Annotated in this window: 25 protein-coding genes; 10 read left to right on the top strand and 15 right to left on the bottom strand. The window is 63.3% G+C overall.

The window, feature by feature from the left end; translation table 11 throughout:
- Positions 1 to 156 precede the first annotated feature (156 nt).
- From KBB96_RS07885 to KBB96_RS07895, 3 genes are all read left to right on the top strand, one after another.
- Entirely contained in the window at positions 157 to 1,239 is a 1,083-nt protein-coding gene (locus tag KBB96_RS07885; RefSeq protein ID WP_211634115.1) for a type IV pilus twitching motility protein PilT, read from the top strand.
- 48 nt (positions 1,240 to 1,287) lie between these two features.
- Positions 1,288 to 2,397 (top strand): type IV pilus twitching motility protein PilT, encoded by a 1,110-nt coding sequence (locus KBB96_RS07890; protein WP_211634116.1) that lies wholly within the window; start codon positions 1,288 to 1,290, stop codon positions 2,395 to 2,397.
- 354 nt (positions 2,398 to 2,751) lie between these two features.
- Entirely contained in the window at positions 2,752 to 4,119 is a 1,368-nt protein-coding gene (locus KBB96_RS07895; RefSeq protein ID WP_211634117.1) for a hypothetical protein, read from the top strand.
- Here KBB96_RS07895 and KBB96_RS07900 read toward each other — a convergent pair.
- The 5 genes from KBB96_RS07900 to KBB96_RS07920 are packed head-to-tail and all read right to left on the bottom strand — an operon-like array spanning position 4,103 to position 6,988.
- Positions 4,103 to 4,561 (bottom strand): rhodanese-like domain-containing protein, encoded by a 459-nt coding sequence (locus tag KBB96_RS07900; protein ID WP_211634118.1) that lies wholly within the window; start codon positions 4,559 to 4,561, stop codon positions 4,103 to 4,105. The two genes, KBB96_RS07895 and KBB96_RS07900, sit on opposite strands and share 17 nt — an antisense overlap.
- Complete coding sequence (locus KBB96_RS07905; protein ID WP_211634119.1) at positions 4,558 to 5,256, bottom strand: DUF1573 domain-containing protein; 699 nt, start codon at positions 5,254 to 5,256, stop codon at positions 4,558 to 4,560. The genes KBB96_RS07900 and KBB96_RS07905 overlap by 4 nt, the downstream gene beginning before the upstream one ends.
- 7 nt (positions 5,257 to 5,263) lie before the next feature.
- Entirely contained in the window at positions 5,264 to 5,764 is a 501-nt protein-coding gene (locus KBB96_RS07910; protein ID WP_211634120.1) for a hypothetical protein, read from the bottom strand.
- A complete protein-coding gene (locus KBB96_RS07915; protein ID WP_211634121.1) occupies positions 5,761 to 6,348 on the bottom strand; it encodes an anti-sigma factor family protein in 588 nt (195 codons plus the stop codon). Before KBB96_RS07915 ends, KBB96_RS07910 begins: the two co-directional genes overlap by 4 nt.
- Positions 6,329 to 6,988, bottom strand: coding sequence for an RNA polymerase sigma factor (locus KBB96_RS07920; protein WP_211634122.1), 660 nt, complete (start codon positions 6,986 to 6,988; stop codon positions 6,329 to 6,331). Before KBB96_RS07920 ends, KBB96_RS07915 begins: the two co-directional genes overlap by 20 nt.
- 91 nt (positions 6,989 to 7,079) lie before the next feature.
- On the opposite strand from KBB96_RS07920, the gene KBB96_RS07925 reads away from it, so the two are divergent.
- The 4 genes from KBB96_RS07925 (at position 7,080) to KBB96_RS07940 (ending at position 9,582) form a co-directional block, all read left to right on the top strand.
- Positions 7,080 to 7,916, top strand: coding sequence for a hypothetical protein (locus KBB96_RS07925; protein WP_211634123.1), 837 nt, complete (start codon positions 7,080 to 7,082; stop codon positions 7,914 to 7,916).
- A gap of 75 nt (positions 7,917 to 7,991) precedes the next feature.
- Positions 7,992 to 8,348 carry a hypothetical protein gene (locus KBB96_RS07930; protein WP_211634125.1) on the top strand — a complete coding sequence of 119 codons (357 nt, stop codon included), beginning with the start codon at positions 7,992 to 7,994 and terminating at the stop codon, positions 8,346 to 8,348.
- 75 nt (positions 8,349 to 8,423) lie between these two features.
- Complete coding sequence (locus tag KBB96_RS07935) at positions 8,424 to 9,101, top strand: hypothetical protein (protein WP_211634127.1); 678 nt, start codon at positions 8,424 to 8,426, stop codon at positions 9,099 to 9,101.
- 10 nt (positions 9,102 to 9,111) lie between these two features.
- Positions 9,112 to 9,582, top strand: coding sequence for a hypothetical protein (locus tag KBB96_RS07940; RefSeq protein WP_211634129.1), 471 nt, complete (start codon positions 9,112 to 9,114; stop codon positions 9,580 to 9,582).
- 78 nt (positions 9,583 to 9,660) lie between these two features.
- Here the strand turns inward: KBB96_RS07940 and KBB96_RS07945 are convergent, their stop codons facing one another.
- The 10 genes from KBB96_RS07945 to pduL form a co-directional block, all read right to left on the bottom strand.
- Positions 9,661 to 10,785, bottom strand: a complete 1,125-nt coding sequence (locus tag KBB96_RS07945; protein ID WP_211634131.1) for a class II aldolase/adducin family protein — start codon at positions 10,783 to 10,785, stop codon at positions 9,661 to 9,663.
- A 5-nt stretch (positions 10,786 to 10,790) separates the two neighbouring features.
- A complete protein-coding gene (locus tag KBB96_RS07950; protein WP_211634133.1) occupies positions 10,791 to 11,090 on the bottom strand; it encodes a EutN/CcmL family microcompartment protein in 300 nt (99 codons plus the stop codon).
- A gap of 15 nt (positions 11,091 to 11,105) precedes the next feature.
- Positions 11,106 to 11,360 carry a EutN/CcmL family microcompartment protein gene (locus tag KBB96_RS07955; protein WP_211634135.1) on the bottom strand — a complete coding sequence of 85 codons (255 nt, stop codon included), beginning with the start codon at positions 11,358 to 11,360 and terminating at the stop codon, positions 11,106 to 11,108.
- 8 nt (positions 11,361 to 11,368) lie between these two features.
- Positions 11,369 to 12,850 (bottom strand): aldehyde dehydrogenase family protein, encoded by a 1,482-nt coding sequence (locus tag KBB96_RS07960; protein ID WP_211634137.1) that lies wholly within the window; start codon positions 12,848 to 12,850, stop codon positions 11,369 to 11,371.
- 206 nt (positions 12,851 to 13,056) lie between these two features.
- A complete protein-coding gene (locus KBB96_RS07965) occupies positions 13,057 to 13,365 on the bottom strand; it encodes a EutN/CcmL family microcompartment protein (RefSeq protein ID WP_211634139.1) in 309 nt (102 codons plus the stop codon).
- Between the two features lie 66 nt (positions 13,366 to 13,431).
- Positions 13,432 to 13,734, bottom strand: a complete 303-nt coding sequence (locus KBB96_RS07970; protein WP_211634141.1) for a BMC domain-containing protein — start codon at positions 13,732 to 13,734, stop codon at positions 13,432 to 13,434.
- Positions 13,735 to 13,780: 46 nt separating this feature from the next.
- The gene (locus tag KBB96_RS07975; protein WP_211634143.1) at positions 13,781 to 14,956 is read right to left on the bottom strand and encodes an acetate/propionate family kinase; all 1,176 of its coding nucleotides are present in this window, start codon (positions 14,954 to 14,956) and stop codon (positions 13,781 to 13,783) included.
- A 91-nt stretch (positions 14,957 to 15,047) separates the two neighbouring features.
- A complete protein-coding gene (locus KBB96_RS07980) occupies positions 15,048 to 15,326 on the bottom strand; it encodes a BMC domain-containing protein (protein ID WP_211634144.1) in 279 nt (92 codons plus the stop codon).
- Positions 15,327 to 15,430: 104 nt separating this feature from the next.
- The gene (locus KBB96_RS07985) at positions 15,431 to 15,703 is read right to left on the bottom strand and encodes a BMC domain-containing protein (protein WP_211634147.1); all 273 of its coding nucleotides are present in this window, start codon (positions 15,701 to 15,703) and stop codon (positions 15,431 to 15,433) included.
- 27 nt (positions 15,704 to 15,730) lie between these two features.
- Complete coding sequence (gene pduL / locus KBB96_RS07990) at positions 15,731 to 16,411, bottom strand: phosphate propanoyltransferase (protein WP_211634149.1); 681 nt, start codon at positions 16,409 to 16,411, stop codon at positions 15,731 to 15,733.
- Between the two features lie 84 nt (positions 16,412 to 16,495).
- Here pduL and KBB96_RS07995 point away from each other — a divergent pair, with 84 nt between their 5' ends.
- The 3 genes from KBB96_RS07995 (at position 16,496) to KBB96_RS08005 (ending at position 24,232) form a co-directional block, all read left to right on the top strand.
- A complete protein-coding gene (locus tag KBB96_RS07995) occupies positions 16,496 to 17,254 on the top strand; it encodes a DeoR/GlpR family DNA-binding transcription regulator (protein WP_211634151.1) in 759 nt (252 codons plus the stop codon).
- A 446-nt stretch (positions 17,255 to 17,700) separates the two neighbouring features.
- Entirely contained in the window at positions 17,701 to 18,357 is a 657-nt protein-coding gene (locus tag KBB96_RS08000) for a YdjY domain-containing protein (protein ID WP_211634154.1), read from the top strand.
- Between the two features lie 40 nt (positions 18,358 to 18,397).
- Positions 18,398 to 24,232 (top strand): beta strand repeat-containing protein, encoded by a 5,835-nt coding sequence (locus tag KBB96_RS08005; RefSeq protein WP_211634156.1) that lies wholly within the window; start codon positions 18,398 to 18,400, stop codon positions 24,230 to 24,232.
- The last annotated feature ends 86 nt before the right edge of the window (positions 24,233 to 24,318 follow it).

Here is a 24,318-nt window from a genome sequence, read left to right on the forward strand (position 1 = left end):
GGTCCCGGGCCAACTGTGCCCTTGAGGAATTCCGCGGAATATTGATCTTCCACCGGTCACTCGCCTTCTGAAGCCTTTGCCCAACAGGCAAATCCGGCCTCCGGCGGCGTTTTACACCGACCAAACCCGACATCCCACGTTTCCAAAACCCTTGCCATGTCTGCCCATCAGGTGCTCGACCACGTCGACCAATACCTCCAGCTCGGTCGTGAATACGACTGCTCGGATATCCATCTTCCCACCAACTATCCGCCGGCATGGCGCCGCTTCGGCCAGCTTTCCCCGATCTGGGAAGACCATCAGGTGCTGACTGCGGAAGACACGGAACGCCTCGCGCGCTCCTTCCTCGGCGATCGCGAGTGGAACCGCCTCCAGGACAAGGGTGACGTGGACTTCGCCTACTCGAACACCCACGGCCGCTACCGCGCCTCCGTAGTGAAGCAGCGCCTCGGCTACGACATGGTGTTCCGAATCATCAACACCAAGATCCGCGCCATCGAGGAAATCGGCCTGCCGCTCGATCACCTCGTCCCCCTCACCCGCTATCAGAACGGCCTCATCCTTGTGACCGGCTCCGTGGGTTCCGGCAAGTCCACCACGCTCGCCGCGCTGGTCGATTTCATCAACCGCGACCGCGAGGACCACATCCTCACTCTGGAGGACCCGATCGAATACGTCTTCGAATCGAAGGGCTGCCACATCAACCAGCGCGAGGTCCACCTCCACACCGACTCCTTCGCCAAGGCTCTGCGTGGCGCACTCCGTGAAGACCCGGACGTGATCATGGTCGGTGAAATGCGCGACCTTGAAACCATCCAGCTCGCGCTCACCGCTGCGGAAACGGGCCACCTGGTGCTCGGCACCCTGCACACCGGCAATGCCCCCCGAACCCTGGACCGCGTGCTCGACGTGTTCCCCACCGACCAGCGCGACCAGATCCGCATCATGGTCTCGGAATCGCTGCGCGGCATCCTTTCCCAACAGCTCGTCCCGCGTGCCGATGGCACCGGCCGCTGCCTCGCGCTCGAGCTGCTGGTCAACACCCCCGCCGTCTCCAACTGCATCCGCGAGGGCAAGACCTTCATGCTCCCCGGCGTCATGCAGACCGGCAAGAACGTGGGCATGATCACCATGGATGAATCGCTCCGGAAGCTCTACGTCCAGGGCCTCATCACCCGCGAGGAAACCCTCTACCGCAGCGAGGACAAGAACCAGATGAAGGCCTTCTTCCAGTCCTGATCCATCGTTCCGCGAAACCCTTGCCACTTTACGAAAACCCGATTTCCCATGGCTCAGATTGACGCCCTTTTCCGTTACCTCGTCGAGAACCGCGGTTCCGACCTCCATCTTTCCGAAGGCCAGCCGCCGAAGACCCGTGTCCACGGCTCCGTCGTCGCCATCCCGGACCAGCCCGTGCTCGGCCGCGAGGAGTTCAAGAACCTACTCGCCGAGATCTGCGATCCGAAAGCTTTCGAACGCTATCTCGAAACCGGTGACCTCGACTTCGCCTACGCGATGGACGAGCAGTCCCGTTTCCGCTGCAACTATCTCAAGCAGAGCCACGGCCTCGCCGCCGTGTTCCGGCTCATCCCCACCGAGATCGCCTCGCTCGAAGACCTTGGCGTGCCGCAGGTGGTGAAGGAGTTCGGCCACATGCGTTCCGGCCTCGTGCTCGTCACTGGTCCCACCGGTTCCGGCAAGTCCACCACGCTCGCGGCGCTGCTCGACTACATCAATAGTAATTTCAACCGCCACATCATCACCGTTGAGGAGCCGATCGAGTTCGTCCACCGCAACAAGAAGTCCATCATCACCCAGCGCGAGGTGCCGATCCAGACACCATCCTTTGCGGACGGTCTGCGTGCCGCGCTCCGCGAGGATTCGGACATCGTGCTCGTCGGTGAGATGCGCGACCTTGAGACCATCTCGCTGGCCCTCACCGCCGCGGAAACCGGTCTGCTCGTCTTCGGCACCCTGCACACCAACAACGCCCGCAAGACCGTCGACCGTATCATCGACGTGTTCCCCGCCGACCAGCAGTCGCAGGTGCGCACCATGCTCGCGGCTTCGCTGCGCGGCGTGCTCGCCCAGCTTCTGTGCAAGCGCGTGGACAAGCCGGGCCGCACCGCGGTGCACGAAATCCTCTTCGCCACTCCGGCCGTCTCCGCGATCATCCGTGAAGGCCAGACCCAGAAGCTCTACGACGTCATCACCGGCGGCAAGGGCGAGGGCATGCAGTTCATGGACGAGTCCATCTGGAGCAAGCTCCGCGAAGGCATGATCTCTCCGGAAGAGGCCTACATGAAGGCCATCGACAAGACGCGCTTCAAGAAGTTCCTCCCCGCCGAACTCGCCAGCCTCGGCGAAGCTTCCGGCGAGAATCCGATGAGCCACTGAAGCACTCACGATCTTTTTCCCCAGCCGGTGACCGCCATGCGTGGTCACCGGCTTTTTGTATCCGGATCTCCGCCAGCGAAATGCCGGAAATCCCTTTGCCCCTGCCGTGCCAAAAAGGCGGCCCCAATAATCCCTCCTCACGATCGGTATCCCCTCTCCCCGATTCCTTCTTCCAAAAAGCCTTACGGGATGACGTAATTCTAATAGGTTTGATGTCGGTGACAAAAACGGTCATGATGCATACGTCTTCCGTTTGAAGACCCTCCCTTATCCCTCCCCGCGATCTTGTTCAAGATAGTCGATTATTGACTATCCTTAACCAATTTCGTAAACACCCCGAAGCGCGGAAAAGCCATGTCCACGGAAACCCTGACCTTCGCCTGCCCCGTATGCAACAGCCGCCTCACGGTGCCTGTTGCCTTGGCCGGGGTGATCGGCCCCTGTCCGAAGTGCCAGACACGCATCCAGGCTCCTTCTCTTCCCGCAGTCCCGCAGCGCCCCACCGTGGCTGCGGCTCCGCCGTCCGCCGCACCGGTTCAAACCTACATCCCCCAGCCTCCTCCTCAGCCGATCCCGGCCCCCCAGCCTGCCGCCGCATCAGCGCCAGCCCCGGTGCTGGAAATCCCGGTGGTGCAGCCTGCGGAAAAGCCCGCCTACAAGCCGGAACCGCGCGCCCTGCCCAACCGCCGCGAAGGCATGGAGCCGATCGGCAAGCGGATGTCCGACTCGATGAAAACGCCGCAGGACCACTCGGAGCGCCGTACGGGCTCCGGGGCATTGCGCGTGCTCGTTCCCGTGGTGTTCCTCGGCCTCGCCGCGGGAATGGTCTTCGCGATCCTCACCTTTCTCAAGCAACAGGAGCAACCGCCGGTCCAGTTCAAGTCTCTGATCCCGCCGGTGGCGAACAGCAGCACGAGTGCCACCGACAAGACTCCGGTCGGAACCCTGCCGCCCGCCCCCGTCGAGCCGGATGAGTCCGCCCCGGTTGCGCCACCCGTGCCGGAGGTCCTCGTACCACCTGATCCTTCATCCAGCCCGGTCACCAAGCCCGTCTCCTCGACCTCGGCATTCCAGATCCTGGACAAGTTTCTCTCCCTGAACACTCTGGAAGAGCGCATTCCCCTGATGGAGACTTCCACTTCTCCAGCGGATCTGGCTGCGAGCTGCCTCGCATCCTCGCTGCCTCCACGGGTTTCCGTCACACCTTCGATCCAGACGGACAATCCGGTGGAGAATTCCACCGATCACTTCTTCCAAGTCATCTTCACCCGCTCGATCGGCGGCACGGAAACCTACAACATGCTGGTCCGCCGCCGTGGCGACCAAGAGCCCAAGGTGATCATCGATCCATTTCTCGACGTTTACGGCGAGAACAGCCGCCTGCGCCGCTACACTACGGCTGCCGTGGAAAAGCCCGCCGTTTTCCGCGTGTACGTCGAGACCGTCGCGATCTGCAACAACACCAAGATCCCCAACAACGACAAGAAGTTCACGCTGAAACTGCGGGGCGATGACGCCACGGACAACAAGCTTCCTGCCATCGCCATCGCCTATTCCGGCAAGGCCTCCGCCATCGGGGAAATGCTCCAGAATGCGGATTCCGGGCTGCGCTGGGGATCTCCGAAGGCCTGCACGATCGTGCTGAACTGGAATACCAAGGACGATCCCGCGCACCCGTATCTGGAGGCGAACTCGATCAAGTCCCTCAGTTGGAACCCTTGATCATCCCGGCGGCGCGCAGCGCACCCACGCCGCCCTTCAGCGCGAAAACCTGCTCGGTCACGCCCAGTTTGAGTATCCGCTCCGCGATCTGCGAGCTGACCCCGCAGTTGCCCTCGCTGCAATAGACGACCACCGGCGGGTTCTCGACGAGTTTCTCCATCACCGCCGCCTCGAAGGCGTTCGCATCCTCATGTGGATCGAGATTCCACAGCAGCGAGCCGGGCATGCCGTCCAGCTCCCACTCACGGCGCGGCCGGGCATCGATCCACAGCACCTTCCCCTGCCAACGCTCCATCACCGTGGCGAGGCAGATTTCATGCTCCTTGAGGTCCTCCGTCCGACACGGCACATCCCGGCGCGGTGGCCCGATGATGCGGAGGTTCGTCACCGCCGCCACCGTGGAAATGCCCGCGATGATCGCAGCCTGAGTGATGGCATTCACGGCTTGGTAGCAGGCTTGGCTTCGCTCGCGAGCGGGCGGCGCACCACCGCATAGGCCATCACCTCGCGGTATTTCTCCAGCTTGCAGTCGGTATCGATATGGAAGACCGCGAGGTTCGGCTGCTTGGAATCCACCGGCGTGATGACCAGTTCGTATTTCTTGCCGTCGGTGACGGTCTTCAACTCGTGTTTGAAAGCCGTGCTCGAGGTTGTCACCTTGGTCAAGTGGACTGGTTCCGGCCAATCGACGGTGAAACTGATCGTCTGGGATTTGGCCTCTCCTCCCACATCCCATTTCGCGGTCTTCGGCTCGATGACGATGACCTCGGGAATTTTCACCTTCAGGATGAGCTGGGCGGATGGCTTGTCCGCCGGGTCCCCTTCCACCCATACGGCGATCTGCTTTTCCACCACTCCGGTGGAGGCCCCCACATCGAAATCCGCCTCGATCTTGCCGGATTCCCCCGGCGCGTAGTCGACCTTCTTGCCATCCGCACCGGAGGCCAGACAGGAGCAGGAGGACTCGATGCGACGGATCGAAACCTGGCTGCCACTCTTGTTCGTGAATGGAAACGAAGCCTTCACCACGGTATCCGATGGCTTGGCGTCCACGGTCTTGGACGTCTCCGTGAACGTCAGCCTACCCGCGAACGCCATCGGCATCAAGCCGAGCCACAACGATACGAACCAGCGCATGACAGGACTAAGAGCCGCCTTTCGGCTTCGGTGCAAGTGCAACCGAGATCAACAGGCGTCCTCCCCGCCAAGCGGGCCCGAGCACATAGAGCGGCTTGTCCGCGGAGATCTCCGCATCGGTTTTGAGCACCTTCTTGCGGCTGAGCCATAGTTCCAGCCCGAGCCGGGCGGAGCCGCCGGCGGGCTTGCTCTGGGCCTCGAAGCGCACCATCACCTCATCCGAACCGCCAAGCGGCTGCGCCCAATTCTCGTAACTGCGGTAAAGCGGCTTGGTATCGACGCCGAGACCGCTGTAGTGCGCGAATTTCAGGTGCTCTTCCTTGCGGATCTTGTCCACGGCGGCCTGGGCGAGAGGCTTGGCTTTGTCGCCCGCCGCCTTCGGATCACCATCGGTCGCATGAAACACGCGTACCACCACCTGTCCCACCACTTCCTTGCCGGGATCCTCCACCCCGCAGGCTGAGGAGGCGGCGAGCAGCAGGCAGGCGGCCATCAGACGAAAGCTCATTGTGTCACGGCGGCTGGAGTTCCATCGCCATTGGAGGCGGTGGAACTGGTTCCGCCATCGGACGAGATCGAGGCGGTATCGAGGAACTCAAGCGTGTCCGGGATCGCGGAAACCCCGTCCAGCACGATCACCGTGGAGGAACCGTTGTTCCCGGCATAGTACTTCGCCTGCACCTCACTGTCCGGGGTGTAGATCACCGGGCTGGCAGAGGCCACGGCCATCGGCCCCGGGGAGCCGGCGGTGCGGGTACCGCCCCAGAAGGCGAGCGCCATTCCGGCGGCCGCGGTGGCGGGCATGAACCAAGCGGCGCGCCACCATGCGCGCTTCTCGCGCGGCGCGGCAGCCGCCGTCTGGTTTGAAGCGATTGCGGAGCGGATGCGGCTGTTGAAAAAATCGGCGTAGGGAGGCTCCTCCTCACGCGGCAGCAGGCAGGCCGCCTGCTTGCGCCAGTGGCGGGTTTCCTCACGCGCGGCCAGTTGGTCGGGTTGGGTGGAAGCCCACGCCTCGACGCGGGCGAACTCGTCACCATCCAGTTCGTCCTCCAGCCACAGGGCCAGCGTCACGTCATCGGGTTTCGTATTCATCCTTGAGGAGGGTTTGGAGTTTCTGGCGGGCGTAGAAGAGACGGCTCATGACCGTGCCGAGCGTGCAGCCCATTGCGTCGGCGATTTCCTTATACGAAAGTCCTTGGGCATCTTTCAAGATTACGGCCTCCCGATGTTCCGGCGAAAGTTTCGCCAAGGCGGCCTCGATCTTGGCTCGGAGTTCCCCATGCTCGAGGGAGGCATCCGGGGATTCCGCCTCGGAGGGGGCGGTGGAAGCGCTCGGATCGATCCGGTCGCGCTCGAAAATCTCGTCATTCAACTCCCCCGCGCTCTCCGGGCGGCGCTTCCGGGTCCAATCGTAAACGGTATTGTGGGCGATCCGGAACAGCCACGTCGAGAAACGCGCCTTCGCCTCGAACCGGGGCAAGGCGTTCCAAGCCTTGATGAAGACCTCTTGGGCGAGGTCCCAGGCATCGGCTTCGTTGTGAATCATGTTTCGGACCATGGCGTAAATCCTCCCCCGGTGCCGTGTGACGAGTTCGTCGTAGGCCCGCAGATCCCCGGATTGCGCCCGGGAAACGAGCACGGTGTCCTCATCGGAACCCGCCCCGGCCTGCGGTTCGACGGCCTCGATCGGCCCCTTCACGGGATTTGACGCTGGTCCGGGGGATTTATTCATGTGCTTTCCACTCCCCGTCCGGGCCGGAATCCCCCGCCGGCGGGAGGCGCCCGGAACGGGTCGCGGCATCGGGCGGGTGGATCATGAGGGAATGTTGAACGTCACTGCCGCCCTGCGCAATGCAGATTTGGCGGAGGGAGGCAGGATGAATGTATTCATCTCCACCAAATATCTCGCGGCGGATGATCCCATGAGCGAGGCTGGGCGCAACGTGATGCCCGACACCCTTTCCCACACCCTGCCACTCCTGGCCGCCATGTCCGCCCAACAGGCCGGACAGCTCACCGTCATCGTGGTCATGGCCGTGGCGGTTCCCGCGCTTTTCATCCTCTCCCTGGTCCGACTGATCATGACGAAAAAACCGGTATGGATCGCCGGCCTCATCGTGAGCGTGCTGCTGGGGATCGGCGGCCTCGGAGCCGGCGTCACCGCGTTGATCCGCAAGGCCCGCGAAGCTGAAAGCACCCCCACCGTGGTTTCCAGCACGGATCACCATATCCGCGCCCGCATCCCCGGCCACTGGAAAACCATGACCGACCTCAACAAGCAGGCCACCCTGCAGGTGGGCAATACCACCCGCACCGAGTTCTTCGTGGTCATCTCCGAGCCCAAGGCGGAACTCGAACTCACGCTGGACGAGTATGCCGACCTCGCCTCCGAGCATGTGATGGGGGCGCTGCAAAAACCGGAACGCGGCACCAAGACCCGCGTCACCATCGATGGCAACCCCGCCATCCAGTATGAACTCAAGGGCACCATCCAGAAGGTTCCCCTCGTCTATCTCCAGACCACCGTGGAATCCGCGGACGGGTTCCACCAGTTGATCATGTGGACCATCCAGTCCAAGCAGGCCATCGCCTTCCCCATCTTCAAGGACGTGCTGGAAAGCCTGAAGGTGGAGGAGACGGCGAAGACGGAGGAATCCTGAGCCGCATCGAAAGAAGCGCGGCGATTGGAATGGCCGCGGCCGTTCATCCCCTGTCACGCTTCCGGCATGGGATGGATGAGAACCATGCTGCTGGGGGATATCGGCAACCGCCTCGATATCCAGGACGCCGAGAACAACATCAGTGCGCTGCAATCGCACGCCGCATCCGCGGCCAAGGCCGTGGGCAACCAGACAGCCACGATCGCCCGCCTGAAAAACGAGCTGGCGCGCCAGAAACTGGCCGTCACCGCGCTCACGCGTTTCCTGATCGCCAAGGGCCTCGTATCCGAGGCCGAATTGCAGGAATTCATCCACGATGTGGACTCCGAAGACGGCATCGTGGATGGAAAAATGGAGATCGAAACCGTGAACGGCCGCCAGCGCCTGGTGCGTCCCCATATTCCTCCCGGCACCTTTCGCAGGATTCCGTGAAACGAGCGAACCGTTAGACTCCCGCGGGACTTCCGTCCTTGCGAAATTCCGCCACCGGTGCCACTTCTAGCCCCAATGAGCCGCTTCCCCTTGATCCTCGCCCTCGCCGGATTGGCCTCCACCGGTGCCGCTCTCGCCCAAGGCCCCGCCCTGCCGCTGTCGGTGTCCACGCTCACGGTCTCCGGCACCGTCACCCTGCCCTCCGCGATCACCACCTCCGACAACGGCAAGGTGGCGACCATCAAGCAAACTCTGACCAGCTACCGTTTCGGCAACAAGGAGCTGCTCCAGCTCATGGCGGACAATGCGATCATTCCGTCGATCACCGGCTACACGCTCGTCCAGAAATTCAACAACGACGGCACCAGCATCGGCTACTTCGCCTGGAACGCCTCCACCCATGCCGAAGTGAAGGCTCCCGACAGTTTCCTGGGATTCACCCAGCTCGGCGAAGTGAAGGCCTTCAACCAGACCACCACCCAGCCGAAGACCGTAGGGGGTGCCGTCACCGTGACCAGCAGCAGCAACTCGAAGACCTTCGGCACCCTCTCGGTGGATGGCAGCAACTGTTCGCTTTTCAACACGATCGCCGCCAAAACGCCCACCACCGGCAAGATCGGCACGACCACCTATTCCTTCACCGGCATCACCTCCAGCGCCGTGCTCAATGGTGTCATCAACAACGGTGATTCGAATCTCTCCCTCGAAGGCACGCTGAAGGCCGCGAGCCCGAAGCCCTTCCTCGCGCCCTGATCCATCCGCCATGGCGGCAGCGACAGGCACACGTTCCCTCCTCCTCGCGGCGGCGTTGATCGTCGTGGCGGTGGTGTTTTGGAAACTCGGGCAACCGGCCCCAGAACCTCCGGCCGCCATTACCCTCCGGGAGACCGCTTCGACGGATGCTCCGCGTCATCGTCCTGCAACTCCTCCGGCCGAAAAAACGGTTTCTCCGACGGTCGTGGATGAGCTCGTCCGCGAGGATATCGAGAAGGCGGTGGTGACTTACTCACCGGACGCCCTGCCCACCTTCGAACGCTTCCTCGCCAGCAACGAACCGGACGTCCGCGAAGCCGCGCGCGACGGTCTCGCACGCCTCGGCGAAAAAGGAGGCGGCGCCATCCTCCGTCGTGCCACCTCCCGCATGACCGATCCCGAAGAGATCAAGCGGATGCAGGAAACCGCTGACTGGCTGGAACTCCCCTCCGCCACCGACGGACCGATGAAGAAGCGGTAGCCTCAAGGAGCAGGGACATTCCTGTCCCGTTTGGAAGAGGTCGAAGAACGGGACAGGAATGTCCCTGCTCCTTGGATTTCACTTCAGCGCCGCGATGATCTGATCGGTGAGCTGCTGCACTAGCTTCTCCGCCTCCGGATCGAGGCTTCCACCACTTGTGGAAACCTGCGCACCCGGTACCTGGCACACGGCACCCGGCTGGAACGAGGTGTTGTCGCAAAGCTGGCATTCCTTCCAATCCTCGCGGGGGTCCACCATGCCGAGTTGGCGGCGGATCTTGAAAATATCCTGCATTTTCTCGAACGGAATCGAGTGCAGCTTGCCGCCATTGAGCTGGCTCGCCACCCAGATCGTCTGGCAGGCGGTTTCCATGTTCTCCAGCTTCCAATACGCATCCTCCACATCGCTGCCCCAGGTCATCACGCCGTGGTTCTGGAGAAGCACCGCCGGATTATCTTTCGCCACCTCGCCCACGGACGTGGCGTTCTCCGGACTGCCCGGGGTCTGATACGGAATCAGCTTGATCGGACCGGTGAAGATCTCCGCCTCCGAGCAGAGGCAGGTCGGAGGCTCGATGCCTGCTACGGCGAACGCAGTAGAATACGGCGGGTGACCGTGGATGCAGGACTTGGCCAGCGGCTGGCGCTTCATGATCGCGAGGTGGGTGTTCACCTCGGACGTGCGCTTGCGCCATCCGGCCTTTTGCACACCTTCGAGGTCCACCAGCGCGATGTCATCTGTCTGCAGCTCACCCTTCGAGCGCAGCGTCGGTGTGCATAGCACGAGATTGTCACCCACGCGGACGGTGATGTTGCCCCCGTTGCCGTCGACCATGTTGCGACCCCACATCTTGTGGCCCACATGGACCATCTGCTTTTTGATCTCCACGATCGCCGGGCTGTAGAAGAAGCGCTGGATCTCCTCCGGCGTCACCGGATCACCACCCGGCACCCAGGAGTATTCGAACGAAGGCACGACAGGCACCGGCGGCACCTTCGGCACACCCGGCGGCAGCGGCGGGAAGCGGTCGGCCTTGCCTCCGCTTGCCGGCGCGGGCTTGCCGGCCACCACCTTGCCCGGGCCATCGCGCAGCACGTCGCGGGCCGAGGGCGTCAGGACGGCGTCCTTCGGCAGATCGGCGGCGGTCTTGCCGGATTTCAGGAAGGCCTCGATGTCGGCTCCGGTGAAAACTTTCTTTGTCATGGGAATCAAAGCGGATGGTAGGAAATGCTGTCGAAAATGGCGATGTTGAGCGCGTCGATCGGGATCGGATGGTCGAAGGGCGCGGTGGCTTCCGCTCCCTCCACGAAGCCGATGATGTCCCCTTCCCCCGCGCCGAGGTTGTCATAAACCACCACGGTCGGCTGGGCGGAGAGCGCGGGGCGTTTCGCGCAGGCGTCGTTGAATTGGGAGCCATCGAGCGGGTTCACCAGCAGCCAGCGCCCGCCCTTGAAGGAGGCTTGCTGGATGACCATGGTGGCCCTGCCAATGACGTGTCCGATGCGCATTTGATAGGGGGATCTTCAGTCGACGATGCCTTGGATAAAATTGCGTATTGGCGAGGAATCATCGTGCACCAGATGCCGTGCGCCCAATCCATCGGTGGAAACAAAGACCTTCGAATGAAGTCCGGCACCGAAAAGATCGATGGCGATGCACGGCGCACCGACCGGTTTGTCATCCGCATCGACGGCCTGGCAGAGCATCAGCTTGCTACCCTTCAGCGAAGGATGGCAATGCGAGCTAACCGCGTGACCGACGACCCGTGCAACAAACATGGCGGTGATCAGATGATGCGGAGGTTTTCGACCATCACGCAGCGGCGTGTGCGCGTGAAGGTCTTCGGCGTGGTGATGCCCTCACCGGTGGTGGTGGCGATGGAGTAGGAAAGGTAGCCTTCGCCGCCCAGTCCGAGGCCGGCGACGGAGGGACCGTTCTTCACGAAGATGGTGGTGTCCATCTCGCGGGCCATGTAGGTCATGTGCTCCACGTCCTTCGAGTGGATGATGGCCGAGTGGCGATAGCCGTGCTCGGCGCGCTTCGCTTCGCGGACGCCGGTGACGAAGTCCGGCACGGCGACGATCGGCAGCACCGGCATCATCTGCTCCTCCTGGACGAAGGCATGGTCCGCATCCGTCTCCGCGAAAAGCAGCGGCGTGTTCGCAGCGACCGAAGTTCCCGCGACCTGCGCGAGCTTCGAAGGATCGGCTCCCACAAACGCGCGGTTCACGACCGGATGCGAGCAACCGCCGTCGGTTTCCTTGTAGGTGAAGGCGGACTTGGTGAGTTGTTCGAGTTGAGGCGAGGTGAGGCGCGCGGCACCGGCCTTCTGAAGTTCCTCGCAAAAGCGGTTGAATACCGAGCCCACCACGAACACCGCCTTCTCGCCGATGCAGAGCAGGTTGTTGTCGTACGCCGCCCCCTGGATCACATCGCGCGCGGCTTTGGCGAGATCCGCGGTTTCATCCACGACCACGGTGGGGTTGCCCGGACCCGCGCAGATCGCGCGCTTTCCGGACTTCATCGCGGCGCTCACCACGGCCGGACCACCGGTGATGGCGAGCAGCGGGATGAGCGGATTCTTGCAGATGAGTTCGAAGGACTCGAGCGTGGGCTCCTCGATGGTGGTGATGAGATTGGCGATGCCCAGTTCTCGCTGGATCGCCTCATTGTAGGCGCGCACCGCGAGTGCGGCGCTGCGGGCACCACCGGGATGCGGATTGAAAACGATCGCGTTTCCGGCAGCCACCATGTTGATGACATTGCCGGTGAGTGTGGGCACCGAGTGGGTGACCGGAAGGATCGCACCGACGACGCCGAAGGGCGCGTATTCCTCCAGCGTGATGCCACCGTCACCGCTCATCGCATCCGGACGCAGCCACTCCACGCCGGGGACGTTTTTGGTGATCTGGAGCTTCTCGATCTTGTGATCAAGGCGACCGATCTTGGTTTCTTCCATCTCGAACGTGCCCCAAGCCTGCGCATTGGAAACGGCGAGAGTCTTCACGATCTCCACCACCTTCGCGCGACCGGCCACGCCAAGCTTCTTGAGCTTCAGGTGGGCGTCGTTCGCGGCCTCCGCGGCCTTGTCCACGCAGGTGAAGACACCGGACTTGCCGGAGTCACCAGGGCAACCGCAGCCACAACCGGCCTTGGTGGAAGCCGGAGCCGCAGCGGCGGCAGGAGCCGGAACAGCGGTTCCTTGCGCGAGCTTCGCCACGACGCTTTCAACGACGCTGCGGAGGGTTTCGGGATCGAGAGTTTTCACAGAGACAAATGAGAAATTTTGACCACGGATTTCACGGATTCAAGGGATTGGGATGAACACAGGTGGCTTCAAAACCAGGAAGATATTTGACCACAGATTTCACAGATGACGCAGATTGAAGAAGTGATTCTTAAATCCAAAATCTGTGTAATCTGCGAAATCTGTGGTCCCTCCTCTTCTCTTCAATCCGTGGTTAATAATGGGATTCAACCACCCTTGTAGATGTTCTTACCGAGCACCTCGACCCGATCGACGATCGCCACGATGGCCGCATCGACGGGGACCTGCTTGAGGCCTTCGGCGGCGCGAGCGGAGCTGCCTTGGCAGAACATCACAAGCTCCCCTTCCCCCGCCCCGACGGTGTCGATGGCGACGACCGTGTTCTGGCCGGGCTTGAACTTCGACGGGTCCTTGTCGTCGACCAACATCGGACGGAGCAGCAGCAGCTTCCTGCCGGTCATCTGCTCGTCCTTTTTGGTGGCGACCACCTGCCCGATGACTTCCGCAAGGAACATGGTGCGAGGGAGTGAGTGGAGGTTCGTGATCCGGGATGCCGACGCAGGCATCCCGGCGGGGATGGATTACTTGCGGGCGCGCTCGGCGGCGGGAGCCTTCGGCAGCACGCCTTCGATGGCTTCGTCCGGACGGGCGATGACGTGGGCGCTGACCACTTCGCCGGAGGCGGAAGCGGCGGCGGCACCGGCATCGAGCGCGGCCTTCACGGCGGCGACGTCACCGGTGATGACGGCGTTGCAGAGGGCGGAGCCGACCTGCTTCATCGGACCGGCGAGTTCGACGTTGGCGGACTTCAGCATCGCGTCGACGCCGACGACGAGGCAGGCGAGACCGCGGGTTTCAAGGAGTCCAACTGCTTGTTTGGCCATGGTGGTGTCTGGTTAGGTGGTGAGTGTTTGGAAAAAGGAAATGGAATCAGGAAAGCTTGCGATACACTTCGCGGGCGAGGACGAGTTCCTCATTGGCCGGGATGACGATGACCTTCACGCGCGAGTCCTCGCGGCTGATAATGGTTTCCGTCGCACGGCAGGCGGCGTTCTTTTCGGGGTCGAGGAGCAGGCCGAATTCTTCCAAGCCCGCGCACACCGCGGCGCGGACCGGAGCACCGTTCTCGCCGATGCCACCAGTGAAGGTGAGCGCCTCCACACCGCCCATGCGCAGCAGGAACGACCCCGCCCAGTGGCGGATGGAGTCCACCAGCACGTCGAGCGCGAGCGCGGCATCCGCATTGCCTGCGGCCGCCGCGGCATTCACGTCGCGGATGTCATTGGAGACGCCGGAGAGTCCGAGCAGACCGCTTTCCTTGCAGAGCTGGCGCTGCGCTTCATCGAGCGTGATGCCGAGCGTCTTGACCGCATAGGGAATCGCCTCGGGATCGAGGTCGCCCGTGCGGTTGTTCTGCGGCAGGCCGCTCTGCGGGGAGAAGCCCATGCTGGTGCCGATGGCGATGCCATTGCGGATGCCGGTCACCGAGCTGCTGCCGCCGAGGTGGCAGGAAATGGCGCGGAAGGGCGCGCTTGAAATGTCCTTCGGACCATCGAGATACAGGCGGCGGGCCACCTGCGCCACATCCTCGCGGCCGCAGAGTTCCGCGGAACGCTCGGCGATGAACTTGTGGCTGGCACCGTGGAAGCCGTAGCGGCGGATGCCAATCTCATGCCAAGTACGAGGAATGGCGTAGCGGGATGCCGCCTCCGGCACCCACTGGTAGAAGGCTGTTTCGAACAGCGCGACCAAGCGGGACTTCGGCAGGCTGGCACGGAACTGGCGGATGCCGTTCGCATACGGCGGATTGTGGGCAGGAGCGACCGCGGCGAAGCCTTCCAAGGCCTCGATCACACGGTCATCCGCTTCCACGCAGCCGCTCAGATCCTTGCCGAGCACCGTCTTGAAACCGACCGCCTCGATCTCATCCACGGAGGTGATCACGCCGTCGCGCTGCAAGGTCGCAAGCGCGTCGTCGATCACCGCGGCGTAGTCCGTGACCCGCTCGTAGCCGCCCTTCGCCAACACCGCCCCACCCTGCCCATCCATGCGGAAGAGCTGGTACTTGAACGACGTGGTGCCGAGGTTGGCGACGAGGACGAGCATGATGTTGTGGTTATGGGTTAGACGTTAGAGGTTATTGGGTCGCTTTTCGGCATCTCCCCTTTTAACCTCGAACTTCCAACGTTTAACGGCATCAGCCAATCCAGGAGCCGAGCTTGCCCAGATCGTCATGCGGACGCGGGATGACCTGCACGGAGGTCACGGTGCCGATGCTGGACGCGGCGGACGCGGCGGCATCGAGACCGGCCTTCACTGCGGCGACATCGCCGGTGAAGAAGGCGGTGACCAGGCCGGAGCCGATCTTGTCCCAGCCGGTGAGCTTGATGTCCGCGGCCTTGAGGGCGGCGTCGGACGCTTCGATGAGGGCGACGAAGCCCTTCGTTTCAATGATACCAATCGCTTGTTTGGCCATGGTGGTGGAGGTGAGGTTATAGGTTATTCGTTAAGGGTTATTGGTGAGAGCTTGATGGGGATCTCCCCAATAACCTCTAACCTGCAACCTTTAACCAATCGCCATCAGGCGATGCCGAACTGGGTGAGCAGATCCGGATGCGGGCGGGCGATGACGTGGGAGCTGACCAGCTCGCCGACACGGCCGGCGGCTTCCGCTCCGGCATCCACGGCGGCCTTCACGCTGCCTACGTCGCCTTTGACGAGGACGGTGAGGAAGCCGCCACCGGTCTGGAGCTGCTTGACGAGTTCGACGTTGGCGGCCTTGGCCATCGCGTCGGTGGCTTCCACGCTGCCGACGTAGCCTTTGGTTTCGATCAATCCGAGGGCGGTGCTCATGATTTCAGGTATTGGAGTTTGAGAGGTTTACTTGAGGAGTTCGCAGAAGGTGTTGGCCCCGAGGCCGCAGGCATTGCCCTCATCGGTATCGATGTGGACCTCGAGTTTGAAGGACGGGTCCACGCGCACGACGAGGTTGTCGAAGGTCATGCCAAGCGGGCCGTGGACCTTGAGCTTCATCGGGTCGAGGTGCTTCACGCCATAGAAGGCCGCATCGTCCGGATGCATGTGGACGTGCGGCTGGGCGCGGATCACGCCCTGCGGCAGTTCGAAGTAGCCGTTCGGCCCCATCAACATGCAGCCCGGCGTACCAGCGATGTCCCCGGACATCCGCACCGGGATGTCGAAACCGAGCGCGATGGCATCGGTAAAAGCCAATTCCACCTGGTTCAGCGTGCGGCATGGCCCAAGAATACGCAGGTTGGAAATCACCCGGCTGCGCGGTCCGATCAGGGTCACGGACTCCTGCGCGGCATACTGCCCGTCCTGATAGAGCCCCTTCATCGGAGTGAGCTGGTGGCCTTTTCCAAAGAGGGCTTCCACGGCCTCTTGCGTCAGATGGCAGTGGCGCGCGCTGACATTCACCAGCAGGGCATTCGGCGCGCTGGCAGCCCGGGGAAGTGGCAGCCCCAGTTTTGAATAGACTTGTTCGCGGACGAGGTGTTCGATCACCGCTCGTGGCGTGTTAGGTGTCAGCGGTGCTGCCATGCGGCACCAACTTGGTCCTACACAAGTTACACGTCAAGGGAAAACAAAGATATTCCCAAAAGAACCAAGATTTCCACAATCCCCATGTTAGCCGTTGAACGTCATCGCCGTATCCTCGAATTGTTGCAGGTCCACGGGTCCGTCCGGACGGTGGAAATTGCCGCCGGATTCGGCGTGACGGACGAAACGATCCGGAAGGACTTCGAGTTTTTGGAGCAACGCGGGGACCTGATCCGCATCCATGGTGGCGCCACCCGCCCTGCCCGGGCCAAGGAAGAACTTCCCCTCACCGAGCGCCAGTTGATCCGCCGCGAGGAAAAATCGGTGATCGCCCGCATCGCCGCCGCCCGCATCCTGCCGAATGAGACGATCTTCCTGGATGCCAGCTCCACCACGCTGACGATGACGGAGTTCCTTCCGGACGTGCCTCTCACCATCCTGACCAACGCGCTCAATGTCTTCACCGCGCTGGAAGGCCGGACCAATCTCGACCTGATCTGCACCGGCGGCCTCTACGACCGCCGCTCGCGCTCGTTCATCGGCCTCCCGGCGGAAACGGCGCTGCGCCGCTACAACATCCACCGCATGTTCTGCTCCGGCAATGGCATCGACTTGGAACGCGGCATCAGCGAGACGAACTCCCGCCAGGCCTCCTTCAAGGAGCGCGTGATCGCGAACGCCGAGGAAGTCGTTTACCTCGCCGATCACAGCAAGCTCGGTCAGAAGGCTTCGTTCTTCTTTGGAGATCTGGCCTCCTTGAACTGCCTGATCACGGACGGCAACGCGGACCGCGATTTCCTGCGCGCCCTGCGCGAGCGCGGCATGGAAGTACAGACTCCATAAGGTTCCGCACCGGAATGGAGGCCAACCTCCTCAGGAACCCTTCATTGTCACGCCCACGGGCACATCAACGGGCCACTGGTCCGATCTCCGGACCAGTACCAGTCGCCGGCACATATCCGATTTGACCGTGCCACCGCATCCCGGGACGCCGATGTGGACCATTCCCGAGCCCATCCTGATCGATCGGGCAGATGTTTTTACTTCCCCACAAACCATTCATTTTGCGACAAGGGCTCTGATCATTTTGCCCGCTGCTCCTTTGCATTTGCCGCATGAATGGAATTCCACCTGAAGCTGACTCATCCTCCAAGCCGTCACGAAGATTCCTCTCCCGGGAGAGTTCCATTCTATTGTGGTGGGCTTGCGCCGTGTCCGCAACCGGCATCATCCGGGCACAGACACCTCCGGCCCCTGACCAGGGAGCAATCCAGTCTTCCGGAAAATTCGTGCCCTCCCGGCCCACGGATCAAGACAAGCAGGCCCAGCCGCCCGCCGACAAGGAAACAGCCGCCCGCCAGATCGAGAAGACCGGGGAGACCACCTTCAAGGTCGGCTTGGTCCAAGGCGATCGCGCGACCCGCACCGTGGTCATCCCCGCGAAGATCAAGCTGCGGGAAGGACTGATCGAATACGCCCTCGTCACCACCAAGGGCAAGGTTCACGAAACCCTCTTCACCACCGAAGCCTCGCCCCTGCACATCCAGACGGCGGCCCTGCTGCTGGGACTCTCACCGCAGCCGGGCAAAGGCCCACCGGTGCCGGTCACCATCGAGGTGGAATGGGCGGGCAACGGCCCGAAGCGGCAGGTACCGCTGGAAGAGATGGTGGAGCTGACCAAGGACAGCCCGCAGGCGAAATCCGGTACCACCTTGCCGAAGGGCGCGTGGTCGTTCCAAGCCTCCACTCTGGATGAGGATGGATTCGGCGCGGAGCGGGATGGCTCGGTCATTGCCTTGATTTCGGACCCCGTGGCACTGGTTGGAAATCCCCGCGCCGACCAGGACGACGATGACCTGCACATCCCGCACGCGGCCTCGCTGCCGCCGGAGGGCCTGCCGGTCTCGATCCGTATTTCACCCGCCGCCCCGGCCAAGGCCGAGTGAGCACCCGCTTTCCCAAAACCCGCCCAAACCCTTCGTTCGCATGCGTTCCTTCTCCGCCCTCTTCGGGCTGCTGTCCGCCGTCCTCCTTCCTTCCGCCATGGCTCAGGAAGAAACGCGCGACTACCCGCTCGGCCCCATCGGCGGCCGGTACCGGGTGACACAGGACCTGAGCTTCATCCGCGTCTCCGCCATCGATTCCACCGCCCCGGGAGCCGCGGCCGGATTGCAGGTGGGCGACTACATTTACGGTGCGTTCGGGAAAACCTTCACCCCCACCGGCAGCTATCACTACGGAGCCAGCCAGGATCTCGGGTTCGCGGTGGACCGGGCGGAGGGAAGCGGCGGCACCCTGCCTCTGAAGGTACTGCGTCCCGGCACCGGCGCGCTCGACATCAATGTCACCCTGCCCTCGGTGGGACGCTTCGGCCCCGCCTATCCGCGCGGCAGCAGCAAGCACCAGGCGATGTTCGAGAGCGCCTGCGCCTACCTCCACCAGCGCGCGATGAACGCGAATGGCAGCCTCGGTTATTTCACCGGCTGGACCGGACTCGCACTGCTCGGCCATCCGAACTGGAACGACACCACCGGCTCGAAGCCCTACCGGCTTTCGATCAACAAGATCCGCGACTACTGCGTGGCCCAGATCACCGCCGGCACCTACGCCCCGGTGGAGGACAAGCTGCTGGATGGAACCACGAACCCGAACTACGCGGGCAGCAACAACCTGAGCAACTGGCAGCTTGGCCAGATGGTCGCCTTCCTTTCCGAGTATTACGCGAAGACCTCGGACGCCAGCGTGGCTTCCAGCATCCAGCGCGGGGCCGAAATGTGCGCGAACACGATCCAGTGGTGGAAACAACCCGCGCTCAACGCCAACGGCTATTCCCCCGGCTACACCCAGATCGCCGGCATGTGCAGCCACGGCGGAGTCACCGGGGACTACATCCACCTGGGCTGGGGCGGCGGCATCAACATCTGCGGGGTTTACAGCTTCAACGGCATGGCCTTCGCCAAGCGGGCGGGCATGGACATGACAGTGAGGCCGCGGGACGGACACTACTTCGGCTACACCACCGCCCCCGCGGGCGCGGTACCCGCCGGGATGGAAAACTACGATCATAGTATCGACGAGAAATTCCAGATGCAGTGGAACTGGATGGGGAAACGCTGCGCCTACTACTCCACCGGCAGCAACGACGACGGCCACGTGGCCTACACCCTGAACGCACCGAGTTCCTACGACGCCGCCGGACGCACGCCCGGCACCATCCTCGGCCTGTCCCAGTACAAGGTCGCCGGCGGCACGCTCACCGCCGATGACGAGGACAAGCTCTCCCGCCTCAAGGCCTACATCTCCCGCAACTACATGCGCCAGCAGGAGGCCCACGCCTACTGCGTGGGCGCGCAGACGTATCAGGCGATGGCCACCGCGTTCCTCAGCGACCGCCAGCAGCGTTTCGCCCTGGACAACTGGCGCTTCTACTACGCCCTGTCCCGTACTTACTCCGCGGGCTTCCAGTACTTCCGCGCCCGCAGCGTGAACGACAACTACCTGGATGAAACCCACTGCTCCGCCCTGGACATGGCCATCCCCTACGCCGTGGCAAACGGCGGCTACAACCTGCTGCCGCGCTACAACAACACCACCGACCAGGTCCTCGCCGACTTCCAGTCTCCGGACATCACCTGGCCCACCATCGACGCGCGCAAAACCAGCCTCACCGGAGCCACGCTCGCCATGCCCGTGCAGATCACGGATGGTGCCGGCACCACGCTCTCCGCCGACAGCTACACCGCTGCCTGGTCCACCGTTTCCGGCCCGGGCAGCGTGACTTTCAGCGCCCCCTCCGCGGCCACCACGAACATCACCTTCGGCTCCTCCGGCACCTACCGCTTGCAACTCACCGTGACGCGCGGCTCCTACACCCTTGTCGAGCCCATCGACGTTTCCGTGCGCCTCCAGCCGGTCCCGGCGGGCTACATCGGCGGTATCGCAAACTACCAGGTCTATACCGGCATCACCGGCACCACCGTGGCGAACCTCACCGGTGCCACCAAGTTCCCGAATTCTCCGGACGTGGTCCGCACCGTGACCCAGCTCACCGGCAACTACTCCGGGGACAACTACGGCGCGCGCCTCAGCGGCGTGATCATCCCGCCGGTCACCGGTTCCTATCGTTTCTACATCGCTTCGGATGATGCATCGCAGCTCAAGCTGAACTCCACCGGCCCCGGCGCGGCGGGAGCCACCGTCATCTCCACCGTCGCCACCTACACCAATGCGAACGAGTGGACGAAATATACCAGCCAGCAATCCGCCGCGATCAATCTCACCGCCGGCCAGCCGGTTTACTTCGAGGCCTTGCAGAAGGAAGGCACCGGCGGCGACCATCTCTCGGTCGGCTGGTCGATCGGCGGCGGCGCGATCTCCGTAATCGATGGCACCTCGCTCGCCGTGCCGGACACCACGCCCGCCACGATGGCCATCTCCACCCCACCCTCTCCCACCTCCGTGGCGCTGGGCGGCACCGCCACCTTCACCGTGGGCACCACCGGCCCACAGCCGGGCTTCTACCAATGGCGGCGCAATGGCAGCCCGGTTGGCACTCCCACCACCTCCCCCACGCTGACACTCTCGAATGTCTCCGGTGGCGTGGAAGGAAACTACGATTGCGTCTATACCACCGTGCTTGGAACCGCCACCAGCACCGCAGCCCGCCTCACCGTCACGGATGCGGGAGTGATCACCAGCGGCGGCTTGTGGCGTGAAGTTTACAGCGGCATTGATGGATCGACCGTGGCCTCGCTCACCTCGGCCCCCGGCTATCCGGAGTTCGCGAGCACCAGCGGACCCATCACCAGTGCCGCCACCCCCTCGGACTACGCGGACAGCTATGGCCAGCGGCTCACCGGCTGGATCAAGCCCACCGTGTCAGGAAACTACCGCTTTTATCTGACTTCCGACGATGACTCGGAACTGTGGCTGGGCACCAACGAACTGGCTGCGAACAAGGTGCGTCTGCTCCAGCTTTCCGGCTACACCAATCCCATGGCTTGGAGCGCCCGCTCGCCCAGCGCCTACGTCGCTCTCGAAGCAGGCAAGCGCTACTACATCGAAGTGCTGCACAAGGAAGGCGGCGGCGGCGACCACTGCGCGGTGGCCTGGCAGCGGCAGGGCGACGCCGCTCCCGTCAATGGCTCCGGCGAAATCCCCGGACAGTATCTCGAATACCGCATCGGCGGATCCTATGATGACATCCCCGTCGGCAATCAGGTTCCGGCTTTCCTCTCCAATCCGCTCGTACGCGGCAGCGTGCCGGAAACGATCCCCTACTCCGGCGAATCCCTGGCGGGCAGCGCGAGCGACTTCAACTCGGCTGACACGCTGACTTATTCGAAGGTCTCCGGCCCGGCATGGCTCACGGTGGCGGCGAATGGCGCGCTCTCCGGCACACCAGGCACCGGCACCATGGGCCTCAATCAGTTCGTCGTCCAGGTGACGGACCAAGGCGGGCTTTCAAGCCAGGCCACACTGCGGATCACCGTCAATGCCCCCACCCGCCCGCCGGTCTTCTCCGGCAATCCGATCGCAACGGCCACCGCCATCGAGGCGGCCGCCTACTCGGATACACTCGTCCCCTTCGCTTCCGATCCGGATGGTGACGCCCTTACCTTCTCGAAGGTCTCCGGCCCGGCCTGGTTGAATGTTGCCGCCAATGGCGCGCTCTCCGGCACTCCCGGCAGCACCGACGGCGGAGCGAACAGCTTCACCGTGAGGGTCACGGATTCCGCAGGCGCCAGTGCCACCACCACCCTGAACATCAGCGTGACCACCTTCGTACACGGTGATGGTGTCTGGACGAAACTCACCGGCGGCTCCTGGCCGACCACCGGCAACTGGAGCGGCGGCACCGCTGCCTTCGGCGTGGATCAGACCGCGGACTTCAGCACGCTCAACATCACCGCGAACACCACCGTCACCTTGGACGGTCCGCGCGCGATTGGAAACCTGAAGTTCGGAGACACCACCGCCTCGCATGACTGGTTGCTCAATGCCGGCAGCGGCGGACCACTCACGCTGGACGTTTCCACCGGCACCCCCTTGGTGACGATCAACAACCGCACCGCTACCCTCGCCACCGCGCTCGCGGGCAGCGAAGGCTTCACCAAGGCTGGATCGGGAACGCTCGCGCTCACCGGCACGAATACCCTCACCGGACCGGTCACGATCACCGGCGGCACCTTGTCCATCGGCGGCAACACTCCCGGCATCACCTCGGTGACTCTGAATGGCGGCGTGGGAGTAACGGTCGCCACCGGCGGCACACTCACGGCGAGCGGCGCGCTGTCCACGAACAACTCGGCCGGAGCCAACATCACCATTCAGAACGGCGGCGTCTTGAACGCAGGCTCCATCGCCATCCCGTGGAATCCGGGCACCTTCTCGGTGAGCGGCGCGCTGAACTCCACCGGCAATCTCAACATCTCCACCGCCGCCACCACCAACATCACCGGCACCAACGGATCGATCACCGCCGCCTCGATGACCATCGGTAATGCGGGCACGGTCGTGAACCACAATGCCAGCGGCCAAATCACGCTCACCGGCAGCGCCATTCTCGGCAACTCCGGTGGCAGCTACAGCAACACGCTCACCATCACCCAAGGCACCGTCAACGCTGGCGGCGTGCAGCTCGGCATCTCCGGCAGCACCGCCACGCAGACCGTCAATGTCAACGGCGGCCGTTTGAATGTCGGCGCGGGCGGAATCACGTCCATCGGCACCGGCACCCGCGCCATCAATCTCGGGGCGGGCACGGTCGGCGCACGCGCCGATTGGTCCAGCACACTGGCGATGGCACTCACCGGTGGTGCGACCATCAACACACTTGATGCCTCGGACAACGCCACCGCCCGCACCGTCACCCTCTCCGGAGTTCTCTCCGGCAGCGGCAGTCTGACGAAATCCGGAGCAGGCACTTTGCTCCTCTCCGCCACCAATACCTACACCGGTACCACCACGGTCGGCGGTGGCATTCTCACGGTGAACGGCTCGCTCTCCACCGGGGTGGTGACGGTCCAAAATGGCGGCACACTCTCCGGCACCGGCACCGTGGGAGGAGCCTCCACCGTGCAGAACGGTGGCTCGTTGGCACCGGGCTCCGGAGGCATCGGCACGCTGGGCACCGCCGCCATCACCCTCCAATCCGGAGCCGTGCTGCGCTGGGACCTCGCTGCCACCGGTTCGTCCGATCTTGTCAATGCCACCAGCCTGACCTTCTCCGGCACACCGGCGGTCACACTCAAGTTGACCGGGGCCAATCCCGTCGCCAACGGCGGTTCGGCGGTGATTCCACTGGTGACCACTACCGGTGGCATCACCAACTTCAGCTCGGCCGTGTTCACCGTGGACACCAGCGCGCTTTCCGGCGTGACCGGCACCTGGAAGGTCATCCAGCAGGGTAACACCCTCGCGCTCTCCATCGACACCGGCTACAACACCACGTGGCGCGACCAGAAATTCGGAGCCCAGGCAGGCAACGCCGCCATCGCCGGCCCGACCGCCGATCCGGACGGAGACGGTGTGGCCAACATCGTGGAGCAGTACTTGGGGCTCGAGCCTCTCAGCTCCCTCTCCCGCCTCAAGCTCGACCTGATGTCGGTGGTCTCCGGCGGCAACCGTCACTTCCGCCTGTCCCCCGCCGTCACCAGCGGCAGCTACCAGTTGGAAATGGCGGACAGCCCGGCCGGTCCATGGAGCGCCACCTATCCGGTGCCGATTTCCAACGCCACGGCCACCTACGAGTTCGACCTGCCGTCGTCCTACGGCCGCCGGTTCTTCCGCCTGCGCTACACGGTACCCACGCCGCCCTGATGAAGCGACGGACCGATCACGATCCGAAGGTGATGCCCTAAAGGGTGTACTGAAACCTTCTTCGCCCCAACGGGACGAGGGAGCTT

This window comes from Luteolibacter ambystomatis, from assembly GCF_018137965.1.
GTDB lineage: Bacteria > Verrucomicrobiota > Verrucomicrobiia > Verrucomicrobiales > Akkermansiaceae > Luteolibacter > Luteolibacter ambystomatis.

Bases quoted from the DNA above. Each gene is read 5' to 3' on its own strand.
- KBB96_RS07985 (WP_211634147.1), bottom strand. From the start codon at position 15,703: ATGAGCACCGCCCTCGGATTGATCGAAACCAAAGGCTACGTCGGCAGC.
- KBB96_RS07980 (WP_211634144.1), bottom strand. From the start codon at position 15,326: ATGGCCAAACAAGCGATTGGTATCATTGAAACGAAGGGCTTCGTCGCC.
- KBB96_RS08005 (WP_211634156.1), top strand. From the start codon at position 18,398: ATGCGTTCCTTCTCCGCCCTCTTCGGGCTGCTGTCCGCCGTCCTCCTT.
- KBB96_RS07965 (WP_211634139.1), bottom strand. From the start codon at position 13,365: ATGTTCCTTGCGGAAGTCATCGGGCAGGTGGTCGCCACCAAAAAGGAC.
- KBB96_RS07885 (WP_211634115.1), top strand. From the start codon at position 157: ATGTCTGCCCATCAGGTGCTCGACCACGTCGACCAATACCTCCAGCTC.
- KBB96_RS07910 (WP_211634120.1), bottom strand. From the start codon at position 5,764: ATGAGCTTTCGTCTGATGGCCGCCTGCCTGCTGCTCGCCGCCTCCTCA.
- KBB96_RS07970 (WP_211634141.1), bottom strand. From the start codon at position 13,734: ATGGCCAAACAAGCAGTTGGACTCCTTGAAACCCGCGGTCTCGCCTGC.
- KBB96_RS07895 (WP_211634117.1), top strand. From the start codon at position 2,752: ATGTCCACGGAAACCCTGACCTTCGCCTGCCCCGTATGCAACAGCCGC.
- KBB96_RS07945 (WP_211634131.1), bottom strand. From the start codon at position 10,785: ATGACAAAGAAAGTTTTCACCGGAGCCGACATCGAGGCCTTCCTGAAA.
- KBB96_RS07935 (WP_211634127.1), top strand. From the start codon at position 8,424: ATGAGCCGCTTCCCCTTGATCCTCGCCCTCGCCGGATTGGCCTCCACC.
- KBB96_RS07950 (WP_211634133.1), bottom strand. From the start codon at position 11,090: ATGCGCATCGGACACGTCATTGGCAGGGCCACCATGGTCATCCAGCAA.
- pduL (WP_211634149.1), bottom strand. From the start codon at position 16,411: ATGGCAGCACCGCTGACACCTAACACGCCACGAGCGGTGATCGAACAC.
- KBB96_RS07940 (WP_211634129.1), top strand. From the start codon at position 9,112: ATGGCGGCAGCGACAGGCACACGTTCCCTCCTCCTCGCGGCGGCGTTG.
- KBB96_RS07920 (WP_211634122.1), bottom strand. From the start codon at position 6,988: ATGAATAAATCCCCCGGACCAGCGTCAAATCCCGTGAAGGGGCCGATC.
- KBB96_RS07955 (WP_211634135.1), bottom strand. From the start codon at position 11,360: ATGTTTGTTGCACGGGTCGTCGGTCACGCGGTTAGCTCGCATTGCCAT.
- KBB96_RS07975 (WP_211634143.1), bottom strand. From the start codon at position 14,956: ATGCTCGTCCTCGTCGCCAACCTCGGCACCACGTCGTTCAAGTACCAG.
- KBB96_RS07930 (WP_211634125.1), top strand. From the start codon at position 7,992: ATGAGAACCATGCTGCTGGGGGATATCGGCAACCGCCTCGATATCCAG.
- KBB96_RS07915 (WP_211634121.1), bottom strand. From the start codon at position 6,348: ATGAATACGAAACCCGATGACGTGACGCTGGCCCTGTGGCTGGAGGAC.
- KBB96_RS07890 (WP_211634116.1), top strand. From the start codon at position 1,288: ATGGCTCAGATTGACGCCCTTTTCCGTTACCTCGTCGAGAACCGCGGT.
- KBB96_RS07995 (WP_211634151.1), top strand. From the start codon at position 16,496: ATGTTAGCCGTTGAACGTCATCGCCGTATCCTCGAATTGTTGCAGGTC.
- KBB96_RS07925 (WP_211634123.1), top strand. From the start codon at position 7,080: ATGTTGAACGTCACTGCCGCCCTGCGCAATGCAGATTTGGCGGAGGGA.
- KBB96_RS07905 (WP_211634119.1), bottom strand. From the start codon at position 5,256: ATGCGCTGGTTCGTATCGTTGTGGCTCGGCTTGATGCCGATGGCGTTC.